General features: G+C 73.8%; 18 protein-coding genes and 2 pseudogenes. 8 read left to right on the forward strand and 12 right to left on the reverse strand.

All coding sequences use genetic code 11. From position 1 onward, the window contains the following. Nucleotides 1-374 precede the first annotated feature (374 nt). From B0E54_RS11335 to B0E54_RS11370, 8 genes are all read left to right on the forward strand, one after another. Nucleotides 375-1,559 (forward strand): hypothetical protein, encoded by a 1,185-nt coding sequence (locus tag B0E54_RS11335; RefSeq protein WP_234583323.1) that lies wholly within the window; start codon nt 375-377, stop codon nt 1,557-1,559. After that, nucleotides 1,546-4,233, forward strand: coding sequence for a sensor histidine kinase (locus B0E54_RS11340; RefSeq protein ID WP_234583324.1), 2,688 nt, complete (start codon nt 1,546-1,548; stop codon nt 4,231-4,233). The genes B0E54_RS11335 and B0E54_RS11340 overlap by 14 nt, the downstream gene beginning before the upstream one ends. After that, nucleotides 4,230-4,706, forward strand: coding sequence for a roadblock/LC7 domain-containing protein (locus tag B0E54_RS11345; RefSeq protein WP_234583325.1), 477 nt, complete (start codon nt 4,230-4,232; stop codon nt 4,704-4,706). Before B0E54_RS11340 ends, B0E54_RS11345 begins: the two co-directional genes overlap by 4 nt. After that, nucleotides 4,703-5,182 (forward strand): DUF742 domain-containing protein, encoded by a 480-nt coding sequence (locus B0E54_RS11350; protein ID WP_234583326.1) that lies wholly within the window; start codon nt 4,703-4,705, stop codon nt 5,180-5,182. Before B0E54_RS11345 ends, B0E54_RS11350 begins: the two co-directional genes overlap by 4 nt. Next, complete coding sequence (locus B0E54_RS11355; RefSeq protein ID WP_234583327.1) at nt 5,160-5,912, forward strand: ATP/GTP-binding protein; 753 nt, start codon at nt 5,160-5,162, stop codon at nt 5,910-5,912. Before B0E54_RS11350 ends, B0E54_RS11355 begins: the two co-directional genes overlap by 23 nt. Before the next feature lie 37 nt (nt 5,913-5,949). Further along, complete coding sequence (locus B0E54_RS11360) at nt 5,950-6,471, forward strand: hypothetical protein (RefSeq protein WP_234583328.1); 522 nt, start codon at nt 5,950-5,952, stop codon at nt 6,469-6,471. 36 nt (nt 6,472-6,507) lie between these two features. Then, nucleotides 6,508-8,709: an AAA family ATPase gene (locus B0E54_RS11365; protein ID WP_234583329.1), complete on the forward strand. Its 2,202-nt coding sequence runs from the start codon at nt 6,508-6,510 to the stop codon at nt 8,707-8,709. A 93-nt stretch (nt 8,710-8,802) separates the two neighbouring features. Beyond that, nucleotides 8,803-9,735 (forward strand): SMP-30/gluconolactonase/LRE family protein, encoded by a 933-nt coding sequence (locus tag B0E54_RS11370; RefSeq protein ID WP_234583330.1) that lies wholly within the window; start codon nt 8,803-8,805, stop codon nt 9,733-9,735. Between the two features lie 85 nt (nt 9,736-9,820). Here the strand turns inward: B0E54_RS11370 and B0E54_RS11375 are convergent, their stop codons facing one another. The 12 genes and pseudogenes from B0E54_RS11375 to B0E54_RS11430 all read right to left on the reverse strand — a co-directional run bounded on the left by B0E54_RS11375 (nt 9,821) and on the right by B0E54_RS11430 (nt 17,259). Then, on the reverse strand, nt 9,821-10,174 hold the full coding sequence (locus tag B0E54_RS11375; RefSeq protein ID WP_234583331.1) for a gas vesicle protein K: 354 nt from the start codon (nt 10,172-10,174) through the stop codon (nt 9,821-9,823). Next, nucleotides 10,171-10,380, reverse strand: a complete 210-nt coding sequence (locus tag B0E54_RS11380; RefSeq protein ID WP_234583332.1) for a gas vesicle protein — start codon at nt 10,378-10,380, stop codon at nt 10,171-10,173. The genes B0E54_RS11375 and B0E54_RS11380 overlap by 4 nt, the downstream gene beginning before the upstream one ends. After that, complete coding sequence (locus B0E54_RS11385; RefSeq protein WP_234583333.1) at nt 10,377-11,207, reverse strand: GvpL/GvpF family gas vesicle protein; 831 nt, start codon at nt 11,205-11,207, stop codon at nt 10,377-10,379. The genes B0E54_RS11380 and B0E54_RS11385 overlap by 4 nt, the downstream gene beginning before the upstream one ends. A gap of 166 nt (nt 11,208-11,373) precedes the next feature. Continuing rightward, nucleotides 11,374-11,529, reverse strand: a pseudogene (gvpJ, locus tag B0E54_RS32905) (gas vesicle protein GvpJ); the annotation flags it as partial. Nucleotides 11,530-11,575: 46 nt separating this feature from the next. After that, nucleotides 11,576-11,890, reverse strand: coding sequence for a gas vesicle protein (locus tag B0E54_RS11395; protein ID WP_234583335.1), 315 nt, complete (start codon nt 11,888-11,890; stop codon nt 11,576-11,578). Further along, the gene (locus B0E54_RS11400) at nt 11,859-12,188 is read right to left on the reverse strand and encodes a gas vesicle protein GvpG (RefSeq protein WP_234583336.1); all 330 of its coding nucleotides are present in this window, start codon (nt 12,186-12,188) and stop codon (nt 11,859-11,861) included. Before B0E54_RS11400 ends, B0E54_RS11395 begins: the two co-directional genes overlap by 32 nt. 2 nt (nt 12,189-12,190) lie before the next feature. Next, on the reverse strand, nt 12,191-12,946 hold the full coding sequence (locus B0E54_RS11405; RefSeq protein ID WP_234583337.1) for a GvpL/GvpF family gas vesicle protein: 756 nt from the start codon (nt 12,944-12,946) through the stop codon (nt 12,191-12,193). A gap of 169 nt (nt 12,947-13,115) precedes the next feature. After that, nucleotides 13,116-13,334, reverse strand: a pseudogene (gene gvpJ / locus B0E54_RS32910) (gas vesicle protein GvpJ); the annotation flags it as partial. Then, a complete protein-coding gene (locus B0E54_RS11415; protein ID WP_234583339.1) occupies nt 13,331-14,563 on the reverse strand; it encodes an SRPBCC family protein in 1,233 nt (410 codons plus the stop codon). The gene B0E54_RS11415 and the pseudogene gvpJ (B0E54_RS32910), both read right to left, overlap by 4 nt. Nucleotides 14,564-15,164: 601 nt before the next feature. Continuing rightward, complete coding sequence (locus B0E54_RS11420) at nt 15,165-15,674, reverse strand: GNAT family N-acetyltransferase (RefSeq protein WP_234583340.1); 510 nt, start codon at nt 15,672-15,674, stop codon at nt 15,165-15,167. A gap of 126 nt (nt 15,675-15,800) precedes the next feature. Then, the gene (locus B0E54_RS11425) at nt 15,801-16,691 is read right to left on the reverse strand and encodes a hypothetical protein (RefSeq protein WP_234583341.1); all 891 of its coding nucleotides are present in this window, start codon (nt 16,689-16,691) and stop codon (nt 15,801-15,803) included. After that, on the reverse strand, nt 16,660-17,259 hold the full coding sequence (locus tag B0E54_RS11430) for a DUF3618 domain-containing protein (protein WP_234583342.1): 600 nt from the start codon (nt 17,257-17,259) through the stop codon (nt 16,660-16,662). The genes B0E54_RS11425 and B0E54_RS11430 overlap by 32 nt, the downstream gene beginning before the upstream one ends. Nucleotides 17,260-17,270: the final 11 nt, after the last annotated feature.

A 17,270-nucleotide genomic window follows, 5' to 3' on the forward strand; every position in this document is an offset into this window, starting at 1 on the left:
CGGCACACGGTACGGGCCGCAGGCTGAGCGTTGGCTGAGATCCGCCGTACGTCCGTCCGGTTGCTCCAATCGGTGATCCACTCCGGTGCGACCGCCCATCCTCCGCCGCGGCCGGGTGAGTTGAGTTCGGATCCCGTGAATTCCGATCTTCCGCGGATATCCCCCTCGATCCCTTCATGTCACACACATCGACGGAACACAGCGTGCTCGGAACCCTGACGAACGGTGACATCGCTCGAACTGACGCAAACCTGACTCACCGGCAACCGGTTGACCCCCACAGGGTTCGGTTAGTTTTCCGGTCCGGTGGACGGGACCTGTCGGCGAGCCCGACGCCGCGCAGTTCCCCCGCCCGACGCCGGAGGAGACACACCATGACAGTCCCCGCGCCGCGGGCCCGTCGACGGACGTCCATGCTGGGCCGGTCGATGCCGTTGCTGCTCATCGTCGCGCTGCTGGCACCGGTGGGGCTGCTCTTCGCATCCACCTGGCGGCACACCGGTGACGACCGGAGCCTTGCCGACTCCGAACGACTCGGCGTGCAGTACCTGCGCGCCCTGGTCCCGGTCACCGAGGCACTTGTGGAAGCCCAGTCCGCGGCCGTGGCCGGACGCCCCGTTCCCGGCGAGCCGCTGAGCCGCGCGGTCGAGCAGGCCGCCACGGTGGACGCCCGCATCGGCGGGAAACTGCGCAGCCAGGAACGGTGGGCCGGGCTACGGGCCAAGGTGGAGGCGCTGCGCGACCGCAGCCCCGCCGACCCGGAGGCCGCCTACACCGCGTACGGCGAGGTCACCGACCTGCTGCTCGCCCTGCACCGCAAGGTCCGGGAGAGCTCGGGACTGGGCCGTGACCCGGGCGCCGACTCCTTCTTCCTGCAGGACAGCGCAGGCCAGAAGCTGCCCGAGGCGGTGGTGGCCGCCGGCCGGCTCGCCGACCTGGGTGCGCTCGCCACCCGACGGCCGGCCGCCGAACGGCCCCGCAGCCTGATGGAGCTGACCGGCCTGCGGGTGTCCGCCCTGTTGCCCGCGAACGAGGTGGTCGACAACCTGCGCTCCGCCGTGGACAGCTCGGAGAGCACCGACCTGGGCGCCAACGTGCTGACCCCGCTGGACGCCTATCAGCGGTCGGTGGAGGCGCTGGCCCTGTACTCGACCCCGAGCGGTGGAGGCACCGTCGACCAGGGTCAACTGACCGCCGCGGCACTCAACTCCCGCAACGCCGCGCGCCAGCTCCAGCCGGTCATCCTCGGCGAACTGGACGCCCTGCTCACCGAGCGGAGCGACGGGCTGGCCCGGGACCGCTGGCTGGCCGCCGGAGCGGGCGTGGCGGCCTTCCTGCTGCTGGCCTGGCTCGCCTGGATACTGATCGCCGCCGGTCGACGCGCACGTCGACGGGCCGCCACGCCGGACGCCGGGAACCCCGCCACCCCGCCGCCCGGCGACCCCTGGCAACCGTCAGCCCCGACCGGCCAACCGGCCGAGCTTCGACCGCTGCAACCGGTCGGTGCGGCCCACGAGCCGATCCTCGCGCAGTGGGGGCCGTTCGATGCTTCTCGGTAGGCTTCGAATCCGCGGAAAGCTCGCGCTGCTCGTGGTGATCCCCCTACTCAGCATGGTCGGCCTCGCGGTGCCCGTGGTGCTGGACCGGGTGGCCGCCGCGCAACGCGCCGCCGACATCACCGAGCAGGTGCGGCTCGCCAGCCGGGTCGGCAGCCTCGTCCAGGACCTGCAACAGGAACGCATCCTGTCGGTCGGCTTCCTCCTGCGCCGCGTCGACCGCTCCGAGGTGATCCGCAAGGCCGCCGACGTGGACGATCGGGTGGCCGACCTGCGTGCCGACGGCGGCGACGCGCTGACCGAGCAGGTCGACCACGCGCTCGACGGGGTGTCCAGGCTCGGCGACCTCCGCAGGGCGGTGCTGGGTCGGTCCGCGAACCCCGGCCAGGTCATGGACGCGTTCGGCCCCGTCAACAAAGAGTTGATCGGGTCGCTACGGCTGGTCTTCAACGTGGACACCGAGACGTTGCCCGGCCGCCAGGTGCTCGCCCTCGACGGGCTGCTGCGTGCCGACGAGGGCATCGGCACCTGCGCCACCCTGAGCATCCTGGTCAAGGCGATCGGCACTCCGGACACCACCGCCGGCTACGTGGCGTGCATCGCCGCGCTTCAGGTCGACAACGCGCGCTTCCGCAGCCTGATCACTCCGGAGCAGCTCAAGGTGGCCCAGCTCAACGACGCCGCGGTGGCCGCGCGTACCAGCCCCGACTTCCTGATCACCAGCGCACGGGACCCGGCCGGCGCGGTCCGCGACGTGCCGTTGGAGGCGCTCTTCCCGGCCGTCCGCACGATGATCCGGCTCGGCCAGTTCGTCGAGAAGAAGATCGTCGCCGACGTTCTCGCCGAGGTGAAGGCCGACCAGCGGCGGGCGCTTACCGCCGCGTACCTGGTGGGTGCCGCGGCGGCGCTGATCCTGGCGCTTGTGGTGCTGCTCAGCGCGGCGGTCGCGCGCACGGTGGCCCGACCGCTGAGTCAGCTCACCCGCTCCGCCGACCGGGTCGCCCGGGTCGCCGAGGCGGAGCTGGTCCGGGTCACCGACGACGAGACGGAGCACGTCCAGTCCGTCCGGTTGGAACCGGTGGTCATCCGGTCCAACGACGAGATCGGTGACCTGGCCAAGGCCTTCGACCGGGTGCAGAACACCGCCGCCCAGCTGGTCGAGCGGCAGGTCGCCGGCCGGCGCAACGTGGCGCAGATGTTCGGCCACGTCGGCAGGCGTACGCAGAATCTGGTGAGTCGCCAGCTCGCGCTCATCGACCGGCTGGAGCAACAGGAGGCCGACGCGGGCCGCCTTGAACACCTGTACCGGCTCGACCACATCTCCAGCCGGCTGCGGCGCAACGCCGGCAGCCTGGTGGTGCTCTCCGGCTCGGCCGGCGCCGACGCGCACACCGCGCCGGTGCCGCTGGCCGACGTGGTCCGGCTGGCGCTCGGCGAGATCGAGGACTACACCCGCGTCGAGGTGCAGGTGCCGGCGGGCATCGCCGCCGCTCCGGCGGTCGTCGGCGACCTCGTCCTGGCGCTGGCCGAGCTGATGGAGAACGCGACAGTCTTCTCCCCGCCGCACACCCGGGTGCTGGTGGCCGGCGAGACGTCCGGGCGGGGCGCCCGGATCACGGTGGTGGACAACGGCATCGGCATGAGCGAGCAGCGACTGGCCGAGGAGAACGCCCGGCTCACCCGGCGCGAACGTCTCGACCTGGCGCCGACCGAGGTGCTCGGCCTCTTCGTGGTGGGCCGGCTCGCCCGCCGCCACGGCTGGGAGGTGAGCCTCGCCGCCACCGCGGGCGGCGGGGTGACCGCGCAGGTGGAGATCCCGCAGACGTCGCTGGTGCTGCGCCGCGCCGACCGGGCCGGGGCGACTGTCGCCCGGGCGGCCGTGCCGGACCGGGGCCGACGGCCCGCTCTCGACTCCGCCCGCGAAACCCGCACCCGCGCCGCCGTCGCGGCACCTGCCGGATTCGACACGGACCTGCTCAGCCGGGCCACCCGCAGCCTGGAGTCGGGCCAGTCCTGGGACGCGTTCGGCGCGCGGGAAATCGTCGACACCGGCGTTCCCGCCGCTACGGCACCGGGTCCGGCCGCCACGGCAGCGGGTCCGGCCGCCACGGCACCCGGTCCGGCCGCCGCCACGGACAGCCCGGCGACGGCGGCGGGTGCGACCGCCAGCCCCCGCATCCGGCAGCGGGTGCCCGGTGCCAGCCTCCCGGCCACCGCCACGCCGGCCCGGCCCGCCGACGCCAGCAGCGCCGACCCGGAGGCGGCTCGCGCACTTGTCGAGGCGTTCCAGTCCGGCGTACGCCGGGCCGAGCTGAGCGTCCCGCCGGCCGCCGGTCGCCCCGTCGGGCAGTGGTCGATGCGGACGGCCACCGAGCCGACCACCAGCGCCGGCCCCACGCCGGAGGATCCAGGCGAGACGGTCGACCTGCCGGCCACCCCGGGCGGCCTCGGCCCCACGGTGGCGGACACCGCCGGACCCGCCCGGATCCGTCCCCGACTGAGCCGCCGGGTGCCCGGCGCCAACCTCACGGTCTCCCCACCCTGCCAGCCGCCCAGCCAGCACCTCGGGGATCCGGCCGAGGTGCGCGACCTCATCACCGAGTTCGAGGCGGGCGTCGCCCGTGCTCTCCGCGAAGTCAGCCCAGACCGTCGGAACGAAGAAGGATCATCACGGTGACCAGCCCCTTCCTGCACGACAACGTCGAACACCAGAGCCAGCCCGGCGCCGTCGGGGACCTCAGTCCCGAGGCGCGCACGTTCAACTGGCTGCTGGACTCCTTCACCTCCAGCACAGCCGGGGTGCTGGAGGCGATCGCGGTCTCCTCGGACGGGCTGCTGATGGCCATGTCGGCGATCAAGGACCGCTCCAACGCGGAGCGGCTGGCCGCAGTGGTCTCCGGCATGACCAGCCTCGCCGGCGGCGCGGCCAGCTGGTACGCGCTCGGCGGCCTGAACCGGGTGATCGTCGACATGGCCGACGGCTACCTGCTGATCAGCGCGATCAGCAGTGGTTCCGTACTCGGCGTCGTCGCCGACCGGTCGGCGAACCTGGGCACCGTCGCGTACGAGATGACGCTCTTCGCCGGTCGGGCCGGTGGTGCGCTGACCCCGCGACTGATCGCCGAGCTGAAGAACGCCGTCCAGCAGTGACCCCCGACGTCGCCGGCGAGGACCCGGACCCGGGGCCCGGGACCCGGATCCGCCCCTACCTGCGCACGCCGCACCCGGGTGGGGGCGGCGTGCCGGCGGCGCCGGAGCCGCAGCAGAGCGGTGGCGGCCCGACAGGTCCGCGCCCGTTCGTGCTCACCTCCGGGCGGGTGGCCGGCGCGGATCCGGCGATCGGGCTGGAGACGCAGGTGACCCTGCGCCCGGACGGCGGCCGGTGGACCGAACCGCCGGTCGGCCTGCTGGCGCCGGAGCTCCAGGCGATCATCGCGCTCTGCGCCGAGCCGATCTCGGTGGCCGAACTCTCCGCCCGGACCCGGCTGCAGTTCGGCGTGACCCGGGTCCTGGTCGGCGACCTGCGGGCCGCCGGGCACCTGGACGTGCACGTCACCGACGCCGACGACGCCCTCGACCCCGACCTCATCCTGCGAGTGATTGATGGACTTCGTGCGATCTCCTGAATGGCCGGGCGTCCCGATCGGAGGGCTCGCCGGCAACAGCGCCACCGCCCGCTACAGCACGGCCCCGGGAACTCCTCCGGCGCTCGGGCGTGCCACGCCCCCGCCGCCGGGCCCACCACCGCCGTACCGGCCGCCGGCCGGCGACGGGCCGCCCAACCGGCCACCAGCGGCGCCCCCCGTGCCGGTCAAGATTCTCGTCGCCGGCGGGTTCGGCGTGGGCAAGACCACCACTGTCGGGGCGATCTCCGAGATCGCCCCGCTGACCACCGAGGCCGAGATGACCAGCGCCGGCATCGGCGTGGACGACCCGGGCATACGGTCGACCAAGACCACCACGACCGTGGCGATGGATTTTGGTTGCGTGACCATCGACCGCAGCCTGAAGCTCTACCTGTTCGGCACTCCCGGGCAGGCGCGGTTCGGTTTCATGTGGGACGACCTGGCCCGGGGTGCGCTCGGCGCGCTGGTGGTGGTCGACAGCTCCCGACTGGACGACTGTTTCCCGGCGATCGACTTCTTCGAGCGGGCCGGGTTGCCGTTCGTGGTCGGGGTCAACGCGTTCGACGGACGACTGGCCCTGGAACTCGGCGAGATCCGGTGGGCGCTCGCCATCGGCGATCATGTTCCCCTGGTGCAGTTCGACGCCCGGGACCGGCTCTCGGTACGGGACGCTCTACTGGTCGTCCTGGACCGGGCGTTGGACCGGGCCACCCGGGACAGGAAGGCCTGAGCCGACCGGCTCCGGCCGTGGCGGGAAGGGGTGAGCTGTGAGGGGCGACCTGGACGAGACGCTGGCCCGGTTGGCCCGGCGCGAGGAGGCGCTGCGCCGGCGGGTCACCGATCGGGACGACACCGCGCCACCGCCGGGCCCGACCGCCGGGCAGGGCGCCGCCACGGGCGGGCGCAACGCCGGGCCCGCCCGGCACGATGGTCGCCACGCGGAACCGGAGAGCCCCGGCGACGTCGTCGGGTGGGGTCCGGTCGAGGAGGTGGCCGAGGCCGTCCGCCAGGTCGTCGGCGCCCACCCGGGCCTGGCGGTGACCGTCCGCGTCGAGCACGACGGTCGGACGTACCCGCTGCGGGTCTCCTGGAACGGCCCGGACGTCACGGTCGGTCCGGAGCCGCCCGCGGCCCCGGTGCAACCCCCGCCGTCCTGGCCGCTGTCCGGTCGGACGGTTCCGGCGTGGGCACCCGGCCCGGACGGGTTGACCCCGGACCCGGCGGCCCGGCTGGCAGAGCTGATCCGGCGGGATCCGTCGCTGCTGGATGAGCTGGATCCGCGGCGCTGACCGCGCCGACGTGCTGACGGCGGCTACGGTCGGGCGGTGGCCCAACCCGACCTGACCCTGACGGCGAGCCTGCGGCCCGCGGCGCTGGACGCCCGACGGGGCATCGTGCGGCTGCACCCGGAGGCGCTGACCGCGCTGGGGCTGCGCCCCGGCGACCCGGTGCGACTGACGGGCCGCCGGGAGACCGCCGGGATCGTCGCCGCTGCTGGGTCGGGCGCGAGCAGCGCCCTGCTGTACGCCGACGACCTCACGCTGGGCAACCTGGGCCTGCGGGACGGCGCTCCGGTGCGGGTGTCGCCGCTGCCGCTGACCCCGGCGGCCCGGGTCACGGTGACCGGGCCGGTGCAGGTGCTGGCGTCGGTCAGCCCGGAGATGCTCCGGCTCGCCCTGCTCGGCAAGGTGGTCACGACGGGCGACGACGTGTCGCTGCTGCCGCAGGACGTGCTGCCGGACGCCTCGACGCGCGGCCTCGTCGAGGCGGCCCGGCGCAGCCTCGCCACCACTGTCGGCTTCGCGTGGACCAGCACCCTGCTCACCGTGGTCGCCGTCGAGGAGTCCGCCGGTTCGCTGGTCACCATGGACACGGTGGTCGCCTGGGAGCACGGCCCGGCCACCCACGGCGAGCCCGTCGCGGCCCCGGCGTCCGGCGCGGCCCCGACGGTGGACGCGGCCGGCGACGTGCCCGACGTGGACGAGCTGCCCGGCCTGCGCGCCCAGGCCGAGGAGCTGACCGAGCTGTTCGATCTCGGCTTTCACCACCGGGAGGTGCTGGGCCGGCTGGGCACCACCATCTCGCTGGGCGTGCTGCTCTCCGGGCCGGCCGGTTCCGGGAAGTCGGCTCTGGTCCGGGCCGTCGCCGCCCGGGTGGGCGCGCGCGTCCACCCGCTGTGGGCGCCCGAGGTGGCCGCGTTGACCAACCAGGCGGCGGCCGACCGGCTGCGCGCGGCGGCGACGACGGTTCGGGCCGGCGGACCCGCGGTGCTGCTGGTCACCGATGTGGAGGCGTTGGCACCTGCGGAGGAGCCCGGCCCGCTGGCCACGGTGTTCCGGCAGGTGCTCGCCCAGACCGTCCGGGCGGGTGTCGCAGTGGTCTGCACGACCGGGCGGCCCGAGGCGGTCGACCCGGCGCTGCGCGCACCGGACCTGTTGTCGCTGCGGATCAGCGTTCCGCTGCCCGATCCGGCCCTGCGCCGTGAGCAGCTCACCGTGCTGACCCGGCAGGTGCCGCTCGCCGACGACGTCCGGCTGGACGAGGTGGCCGGGCGTACCCCCGGGTTCGTGGCGGCGGACCTGGCCGCGCTGGTCCGGGAGGCCGGGGTACGCGCCGCGCTGCGGCAGAAGTCCGCGCGGACGCCGACGGTGGCGATGGCCGACTTCACCGCCGCCCTGGAGGTGGTCCGGCCGACGACGATGGCGGCGTCCACCCTGGAGCTGGCGTCGGTGACCCTTGACGACGTCGGCGGTCTGGACGAGGTCAAGCAGACACTTACCGAGTCGGTGCTGTGGCCGCTGACCTACCCGGACACGTTCGCCCGCCTCGGCGTGCAGCCACCGCGCGGCGTGCTGCTCTACGGCCCACCCGGCTGCGGCAAGACCTACCTGGTCACCGCGCTCGCCGGTTCGGGACGGGCGAACGTGCTCTCGGTGAAGGGCGCGGAGCTGCTCTCCAAGTGGGTGGGCGAGAGCGAACGTGCGGTACGCGAGTTGTTCCGCCGCGCCCGGGAGGCCGCCCCGACGCTGATCTTCCTGGACGAGGTGGACGCGTTGGCGCCGGTACGCGGGCAGGCGACCGACGGGGGCACCACCGATCGGGTGGTCGCCGCTCTGCTCACCGAACTGGACGGGGTGGAGACGCTGCGCAACGTGGTGGTGGTCGGGGCCACGAACCGGCCGGACCTGGTCGACCCCGCGCTGCTGCGACCCGGTCGGTTGGGGCGGCTGGTCTACGTGCCGCCGCCGGACGGGCCGGCCCGCGCGGAGATCCTGCGCGCCGCGGCCCGGCACGTGCCGCTGGCGCCCGACGTCGACCTGGCCGCGCTCGGCGCGGAGCTGACCGGCTTCTCGGCGGCGGACTGCGCGGCGGTGGTCCGGGAGGCGGCGCTCGCGGCGATGCGGGAGTCCCTGGCCGCCGCCACGGTCACCGCCGCGCACGTGGCGGCCGCCCGCGAACGGGTCCGGCCGTCGCTCGATGCGGCCCAGGTCGCCTGGCTCGCCGCGTACGCCGCCGGCAGGGACTGAGCGCCGCGCCCAACCTTTTGCCGTACCCGGCGCGTTACCAGAGCGGCACGTTCCTCAGTGGAGAGATCCACTCGACGACAGGCGGTGTTCCTCTTGCGCAGGCTCCTCACTCTTCTCGTCGTCCCTCTGGTGGCCGCGGCCACCCTCACCACTGTCGGCTCGGCGGCGGCGGCGCACCCGACGCCGTCGTTCCCGTCCCGGATCGCCCTGCCGGACGGGTTCAGCCCGGAGGGTCTGACCATCGGTCGGGGCACGACCGTCTACGTCGGCTCGGTCGGCAACGGCGCGGTCTGGCGGGGCGACGTCCGTACCGGGCGCGGCTCGGTGCTCATCCCGGGTGCGCCGGGCCGGGAGAAGGCCGGTCTCAAGCTCGACCCGCAGGGCCGGCTGTGGACCGCCGACTTCTCCTCCGGTGGAGCCAGCGTCCACGACGGCGGCACCGGCGCCCAACTGGCCCACTACCAGTTCACCGACGAGCCGGGCAGCATCGTCAACGACCTCGTGGTCACCAGCCGCGCCGTCTACTTCACCGACTCGGCCCGACCGGCGCTGTACGTCGTACCGCTGCTTCCGGGCGGTCGGCTGCCCGCCGCCGGCGCCGCGCGGGTCCTGCCGCTGCGCGGCCCGGCCGCGACGCCCGACGCGTTCAACAACGGGATCGTGGCGCTGCCCGACGGTGACCTGCTGGTCGCGCAGATGCTGACCGGCCAGCTGGTACGCGTCGACCCGCGCACCGGCGCGAGCCGTGTCTTCGACCTCGGCGGCTACTCGGTGGACCGGGCCGACGGGCTGGTGCTGCGCGGTCACACCCTCTACGTGATCCGCAACCTGACAAACGTCATCGCTGTCGTCGGGCTGAACGCCGACTACACCGCCGGGGTCGTGCGCCGGGAGATCACCGGTCCGGCCCTGCGGTCGCCGGCCACCGGCGACCTGCTCGGCTCGGCGCTGTACGTGGTGAACGGCCGGTTCGACGTCGAACCCGGCCCGGACGTCGACTACGACATCGTCCGTCTCCCGGCCTGATCGGGCGCGGTCGGCGGTGGCCCGTCCGGGTCACCGCCGACCGTCCCAGCCCGGGTCGATCCGGCGCGGGTCAGTCCGGCACGGGTCAGTCCGTGGGGAGGAGCGGGCCGAGCGGGCCGAGGTCCAGGTTCAGGTCCTCCGGGGCCAGACCGAAGTGCTCGCGCAGCCCCGCCATCTGCTCCTCCAGCGCCATCAGGGTGACCCCGATGCGCTCCACCTGCTCCTCGGTGAGGTCACCGAGGTCCGCCCGGCGCAGCGCCTGCCGCTCCATCAGCTGGCGCAGCAGCTCAACGACGGTGAGCACCAGGCTGGCTAGTCCCCGCTCGACCGAGTCACGGTCCACCGCGATCCGGCGGTCCAACGGCGTGACCCGGGGTGGCCGCCACGACTGCGCGTCGAGCGCGGCGATCAACTCGCCCGCATCGTCCCGGCCGGTCATCCGACCTCCGGTGGCGTCAGCGCGCCGACCGACGCGACGAGCGCCCGCAACGAGATCCGGACCAGGTCGACGTCGGCGATGGACAACGTGATGTCGCCGCTGATCACCACGCCGGTGGCGAGCACCCGGTCGAGGAGGTCGACCAGGGCGACCGGCCGGTAGGCCAGCGGATCGTCCGCGCTGCTCGGCGCGAGAGCGGTGGTCACCGCGACTCCCCGCCGGCGCCGGCGGGCTCCGGCCGTTCCGCCACGAAGGAGTACGCCGGCCACGGCCCGGTCAGCTCCAGCCGCAGGCCCGGATGACGGGTGCCCAACGAGCCGACCAGGTCGCTGAAGCGCGGCAGCGCTGCGGTGTCGACGAGGTACGCCCCGTTGAGCGCCATCGGTGCGGACACGCCGGAGAGTCGCCGGTCCTGTGGGGCGTGCCGGCGTCCCGCCACGGCCACCTCGCACAGGGCGACGTGCACGGCGTCCGCCGCCGCGCTCGCCACCTGCTGGTGTTCCTCGCGGGCGGTCAACTGGGCACGCCTGCGGCGCAGGTACGCCGTCCCCACCCCACCGCCGCCCGCCCCGGAAGCGACGCTGGGCACGGACGCCCCCGGCACCAGGTAGCCCTTGACGCCCCACTCGCCGCGCCCGGTCAACCGGGCCAGGGTGGCGGACAGCTCGGCCCGCCGGGCCGCGAGCGACGCGGCGACCCGCCCGTCGTCGGTGTGCACGGTGGCGAGTCGGGCCGGCACCACCGGCCCCTGTCGGGCGAGCGCCTCGACCACTGCATGGTGCGTCCGCGCGGCCCGCTCCAACCAGGCCAGGTCCTCCAGGTTGCGGCGCAGCGGCTCCTCGCCGTACTCGTCGAGCGGGGCGGTGCTGACGACCGCGACCAGCCCGGCGGCCGACACCGCGCGGACCGCAACGCCACCCATCCCGGCGACCGTCGCCAGCGCCACCCGGTCGACGTCCCGCACCACGCCGTGCAGCCAGACCCCGGTCACCGCGGCACGCCGGTCCGGAGCCACCTCAGCCGTCGAACTCATCCCACTCCTCCACCTCGGCGTCGCGACGTCGCGCCCGGGCCGCCACCCGGGGCCGCCGCTCCGCCTCGACCTGCTCCGGATCGCGCGGTCCCGGCTCCACCGGAGGGCGGGCACGGGAGCTGAGCCACGGGTCGTGCTCCCACCAGTCGATGCCGATCTGGCGTGCCGTGTCCACCGATGCGATGACCAGCCGCAGCTTCAACGTCAGCAGCTCGATGTCGAGCAGGCTGACCCGGATGTCCCCGGCGATGACGATGCCCCGGTCGAGCACCCGCTCCAGGATGTCGCCCAGGTTGGCCGGCTCGTGGCCGGCGGGCAGCACCTGGCCCGAGTTCTGCACCACCGAGGGCGGCTGCCCAGCGGTCATCTCAGCCCACCTCACCCTTTCCGCGCTGGTAGCGGCGCACCCGCCGATAGCCGAGCAGGTTCCCCTCGATGTCCAACTCCACCTCGTACAGGCCGAGCAGGTCTGTCGAGTTGGGGATCCGGCGTGCCTCCACCACCTCCACCCCGACCAGCCAACCGTCCTCGGTGGGCTCCAGCGACGTGGTCACGGAGGGCTCGCGGCCGGTCAACTCGACGAGCTGCCGCAGGCCCGCGCGAGCCGCCTCGGCCGCCGACACGGGCTGCAGGTAATCCTCGTCGGCCGGCTCACGCTCGCGGGCCCTCGCGTCGTCGGTCACGGCGCACTCTCCTCTCCCGGACGGGGCCACGAGATCGTCCGTCAGCGGACGCCGAGCCCTCGGAACGCCGGCCCGCTCCCCCGGTGAGCCGGTCCAGCACCCGCTGCTCGGCGCGGTCGCGTTCCTCGGCGCTGAGTTCGCCGGCCGCCACGGCGGCGTCCAGTTCCTCCAGCTCGCGCCGGACGTTCACGGGGTTCCGCTGACGCGACTCGGCCTCCCGGGCCACCACGGCGACCACTGCGGTCAACCCGCGCACGGGGGCGTACGGCAGGGCCAGCAGCGCCCAGAGCAGGTCCACCGTCAGCCCGCCAACTGGTGGGCGTCGACGAAGTCGTACGGGGCGAGCGGCCCGAGCAGTCGCAGCCGCAGCAGCCCCCGCCGGTCCTGGGCGTACTGCTCCAGCACGTCAATGAGGTCGGCCTCGGTGTCGGTGTCCACCAGCAGCGCCACGTGCCCCGCGTCCATCTCGTGGGTCGGCGGGCGCAGTTGCGTGGTCACCACGTACTCGGCCGTGACGTCGAGCAGCCGCCGGTTCTCCGCCTCACGGCGCAACTCGACAGCCTGGCTGATCAGCTCCCCGAGCCGGATCCGGGGCTCCCTGCTGGCCGCCTCGCCCCGACCCCGTACCTGCTCGGCGAGCCGAGCGGCGTTCGGGTTCTCGTCGAGGACGGCGCGCAGCAACGCCCGCTCGTCGAAGCGGCCCTGCACCACGTACTGCACCCGGCCCTCGAACTCGGCGAGCGCGGCGGCGAACCGGTCGTGGTGTGGCCGGAGCAGGTCGAGCACCGCGTCCGGCCCGGTGACGACGGTGCCGAAGCGCACCGGCAGCACCGGCGCCACGGCCGCCGTCCCGTCGAGCAGCTCCTGGTACGCCCGCAGGTCCGCCGACTGGCCCAGCGGCGCGTCCAGCGGCACCTCGCTGACCAGGGCCGCGAGGTCTCCGTGCCGGATGACAGTCACCTCGCCGGGTGGGTCGCCGACCCCGGCCGCGTCGGGTGTCGCCTCCACGTCCGCCGGCACCAGCCCGTAGATGAACAGTCCCGTGTCGTCCGCCATGTCAGCCCCTCCCGAGGTCCCGCACGGTGCCGGTGGCGTCGTCGGTGACGTCCCGCACGGAGCCCGTGACGTCCCGGACCGAACCGGTGACCTCGCGGACCGCACCGGTGACGCCCCCGACGAGACCGGCCAGCCCCTCGCCCTCGCCCGGGTCGAGGTCGAGCCGGTCGACCGCCTCGGCGAACCGCAGGTACGTCTCGATACTCGCCACGGTCACCCGGGCGTTGATCTCCACGAGGGGGATGCCGATGACCCCGACCGTCACCTGCGCGTCGATCACGATGCCCTTGTCGAGCACCGTCTCCACGACGTCGGCGAGCCCGCCGGCGGCACCCTCCACACGTTCCAGGGCCCCGCCGACGGCGTCACCGCCGGAGGCGAGCGTCACTCCTCCTCCTCCCGACGGCGGCGTACCACGGGTCGGCGCGGCGGCTCCGATCCCCGGCGCACCGGCGGCCGGGGCCGCTGCGGCTCCTCGCGCGGCTGCAGGCGGCGGGCCCGCTCGGGAGCACGACGACGGGGTGGCGGCGGCGGCTCCTCCTCGTCGGGCTCGTCCGCGTACCCCTCGTCGTAGCCGTCCTCGTACGCCTCGTACTCCTCGTCGTACTCCGGCTCGGCCGGTCGCCGGGGTGGCCGCTGGCGCAGTCGCCCGCCGGGCCGGCGGCGCGGCTCCTCCTCGGGCTGCTCCTGGTCGGCGTACTCCTCGTCCTCCGGCTCGGTCCGAGCCTGGCCGCGCCCTTCCCGGCCGCGCTCCCGCTGCTCCCGGTCCTCGCGCAGGCCGGTTTCGTGGTCCTTGACCACCTGGGAGTCGCGGATCTCGCCGCGCCAGCCCTGCACCTGGTCCGGGTCGAGCGCCACCTCGGTCATGACGTGCCGGACGAAGTGCTTCAACTCCAGCCGCACCCGCCGGCCCTGGGCCCGCCACAGGTTGCCGGTGTGCTCGAAGAGGCCCTGCGGGTGGTACTCGAGCACCACCAGGATGCGGGTCAGGTCGGGGGTGATCCCGTGGAAGCTGACGGTGCCGTCGACGGAGCCCTTCTCGCCCTTCGAACGCCAGTGGATGAGCCGGTCCGGCACCTGGCGGATGATCGTCGACTCCCACGTCCGGTGCGACCAGAAGACCTGCGCATTCCAGGTCATCTTCTCGGCCTCGTCGTTCTCCGCCTGCTCGACCTTCTTCATGAAGCTCGGGAAGTCGCCGAACTGCGTCCACTGGTTGTACGCGGCCCGCACCGGGACACCGACCTCGATCGTCTCGACGATGTTGGTGACCTTCTGCTTCTTGCCGCCCTTACCGCCCTTGCCGCCCACGCGGCCGAGAGCCGACATCACCTTCTCCTTACCGCCGGCCACCCCGGCATGCACCATCGCCTTCATCGGTGAGCCGCCCTCGGCCAGCTTCTGCGCGCCGGTGGCGGCGGCGATCAGGCCCGGTCCTCCGCCCTGGCGCGCGTACTCGCTCAGGCGGCCCGTCGCACCGGTGATCCGCTCCGTCACCACGCTCACCGCGCGATCGCCGATCGCCCCGGCCAGGTTGCGCACCTCGTCGGCCAACTGGCCGCGGAGCTTGTCGCCGAGGCCTCCCGGTCTGGTGTCTCCCGCCGTTGTCGCCGTCACCGCCGCTGTTGCCGGTGCGGCGGCGCAGCGCGTCGGCGGAGCCGCGCAGCCGGCCGGTGAGCGCGTCGACGCCGCTGCCGGCCGCCGCGGTCGCGGCGGACCGACCGGCGTTGACAAGCGGCCCGCCCAGCCGGCTCAGGTTGCTCAACTGCGGGGACGACTGGAGGAGGTCGCCACCTCGTTTCAGCAGACCGCCCGGGTCGCGGCTCGCCCGGCCGGCGGCCACCGCCGCGGCCAGGGTCAGGGCGGTACGCAGTTTGCGACGGCGGCCCAGCAGGTAGCCGAAGCCCACCGCCAGCCCGATTCGTGTTCCGGTCTTCATCAGGTCTCCCTCGCTCCCCGGTGGGTCCGGGACGTCTGCCCGTGCAGGGGCCGGAGAAGGGCTACCGGGGAATAGCGCGCGCCACGCCCTCGATCAGACGTCCCGTATCTGCGGACCCGGCGGGCAGTACCCGGGGGAATTGCCGCGAAACCGCTCCGACAATTTCCGTGAGCGCGGCACCGGAGACATTCGGAAAGACGGCACCCAGCGGCACAGACAGGACTTTCAGGCGGTCTTGAGCAGGGAAGACACCAACGACGACGAAAGAGTGGAGCGGTTTCAGAGAGCGGGAGGCGTTGAATCGAGACAGATTTCGGCGTGCACCTTTCCGCCGTCCTCACGCAGTTTCGCACCGCATTTTTCGAGAACTGCCACCGCGCCGACATTGTCCGACGTCGTCTCGGCGACCACGGCTCGCATGCCCGCGCGGGCGGCGACGTTGAGCAGTTCCCGCAGGGCCGCCGCGCCGATCCCCTGACCACGCGCCGACAGGCCGAGCCACATGCCGGTCTCCACCGTGCCCGGCTCGTCACAGCGCGTCATCCGGATCATGCCGACCACCTCGCCGCCGACGAGGATCGCGTACATCTGGGAGCCGGTCGGGCCGTCCAGACCGGCGAAACTCGCCCGGTGGAACTCACGGAACGCCTCCCGGCGGGCGAGCGACCAGCCAGCGGGAGCCTCGACCGGAGGCATCACCTCACCCGGCTCAGCCTCGGCAGCCGCTACGGAGAGCAATGGCTCCAAGTTCTGCTCGTCCACCGGCTCAAGCCGGACCGCACCCGCCACGTGCCGCAGTCTGCCGGCCTCATCGGCCGAAGTCCACCCCATTGGACATCCACTGGCGGTCCGGTCACCCGTACCGGCCGGTCGGCCGGTTAGGGTGTTTCTCCTCACGCTCCGTCGTCATCTGGCCTATGGGGCGACCACCCCGAAGTCGCAGAACACCACCGAGGCGTCGTCGGTGGGCTTGTGCCTTCGCAGCCGGTCGGGATGATCGCGCTCGGCGTCGCGGACCCGGCCCAGCAGCCCGGCTGGCCCCTCGACGCTCAGCAGGTCCAGCAACCCCGCCCAGTCGGTCAGTCCGAACTGCTCGACCGCACTGGACGCGCCGTCGCTGAGCAGCGCGGCCCGACGCAGGGCAGCCGGACCGCGCCGGGGCGCCGTCCCGGTCACCGCGTGGAAGGCCGCGTCGGGGTCGGCGGCGGCCACCCAGTAGCCGTGGGTGCGGTTCATCCGCTCCCGTTGGACGCCCACCGCGTGCCGGAACCGCGCGACCGGGTCCGCCGCGCCGGCCGGCACGGTCGCGACCGTCTGCCGCAGCTCGGCCATCGCCGTGTCCAGCCGGTCGTCGGTCACCACGCTGACCTGCCCGCCGACGTCCAGCACCAACGGGCTGTCGCAGAGCACCAGGTAGTCCACCTGGTCGCCGCAGTCCCGCAGCAGGCAGACAGTGCTGGACGGGGTGCCCGGATGGTCGAGATCGCACTGCCCACCGTGGTCGGCGCGGACGGCGAGGATGGCCGCTGCCAGGTTGCTCGTCAGGCGGGCCGCCGGACGGGCCGCCTCGGCCACACCGAGCCGGGCCGCCAGGTGTCGGACGTACCACTCCGGGCCGTGGACGCAGCCGGTGTCGAAGCCGTCCGGCACTGTCGCGCCGTCCAGGACGCCGACCAGCGGGCCGAACTGAAAGACCAGGTCCTCGTTGACCGACCGGCCCGGGGCCGGCGCGGACGCGGAGCGTACCCGCATCATCGGCGCCGGCCCCGTCGCATCAGCGCTGCCGAAGCTGGTCGGCGGACGCATGCGCCTGTCCCTGCACCTGACCGGCGGCCGAGCGACCCTGGTCGCGTACCGCGGACATCCCCTGCTGGGCGCTGGAGCGCACCGACTGGGCCGCCTGCTGCGCGGGCTCCCGCAGGTTGTCCTGCATCTGGTGGCCGACCTGGCTCGCCTGCTCGCGCAGCTCACCCGAGTGCTCGCTCACCATCTCCCTCGCCCGGCCGGCGAGTTGCCGTTCCCGCCCGCTCGGCGGAATCAGCGATGCGGCCAGCAGACCGACGCCGAAGGCGACCAGCCCGGCTGCCAACGGATTGCCCTGCGCCTGCTCGCGGGACTGCTGCCCGAGCGACCGGGTCTCGTCGCGCACGGAACCGGCGGCGTACGACATCCGCTGGCCGGCCTCCTGCCCGAGGTGATTCGAGCTGCCCATCATCTTCTCCTTCGCTCGGGTGAGAGCGCCGCGAGCCTGCCCGACGCTGTCACCGGCGATCCGACGCGGGTTGACCTTGTCGGCCAGGGCGTCGACGTCACTGCTCAACTCGTTGCGGGTGGTCTCGATCTCCCGCCGGATCCGATCCGGATCATTGGACATTGTGTGCTCTC

The organism is Micromonospora sp. MH99 (genome assembly GCF_021442385.1).
Classification (GTDB): domain Bacteria; phylum Actinomycetota; class Actinomycetes; order Mycobacteriales; family Micromonosporaceae; genus Micromonospora.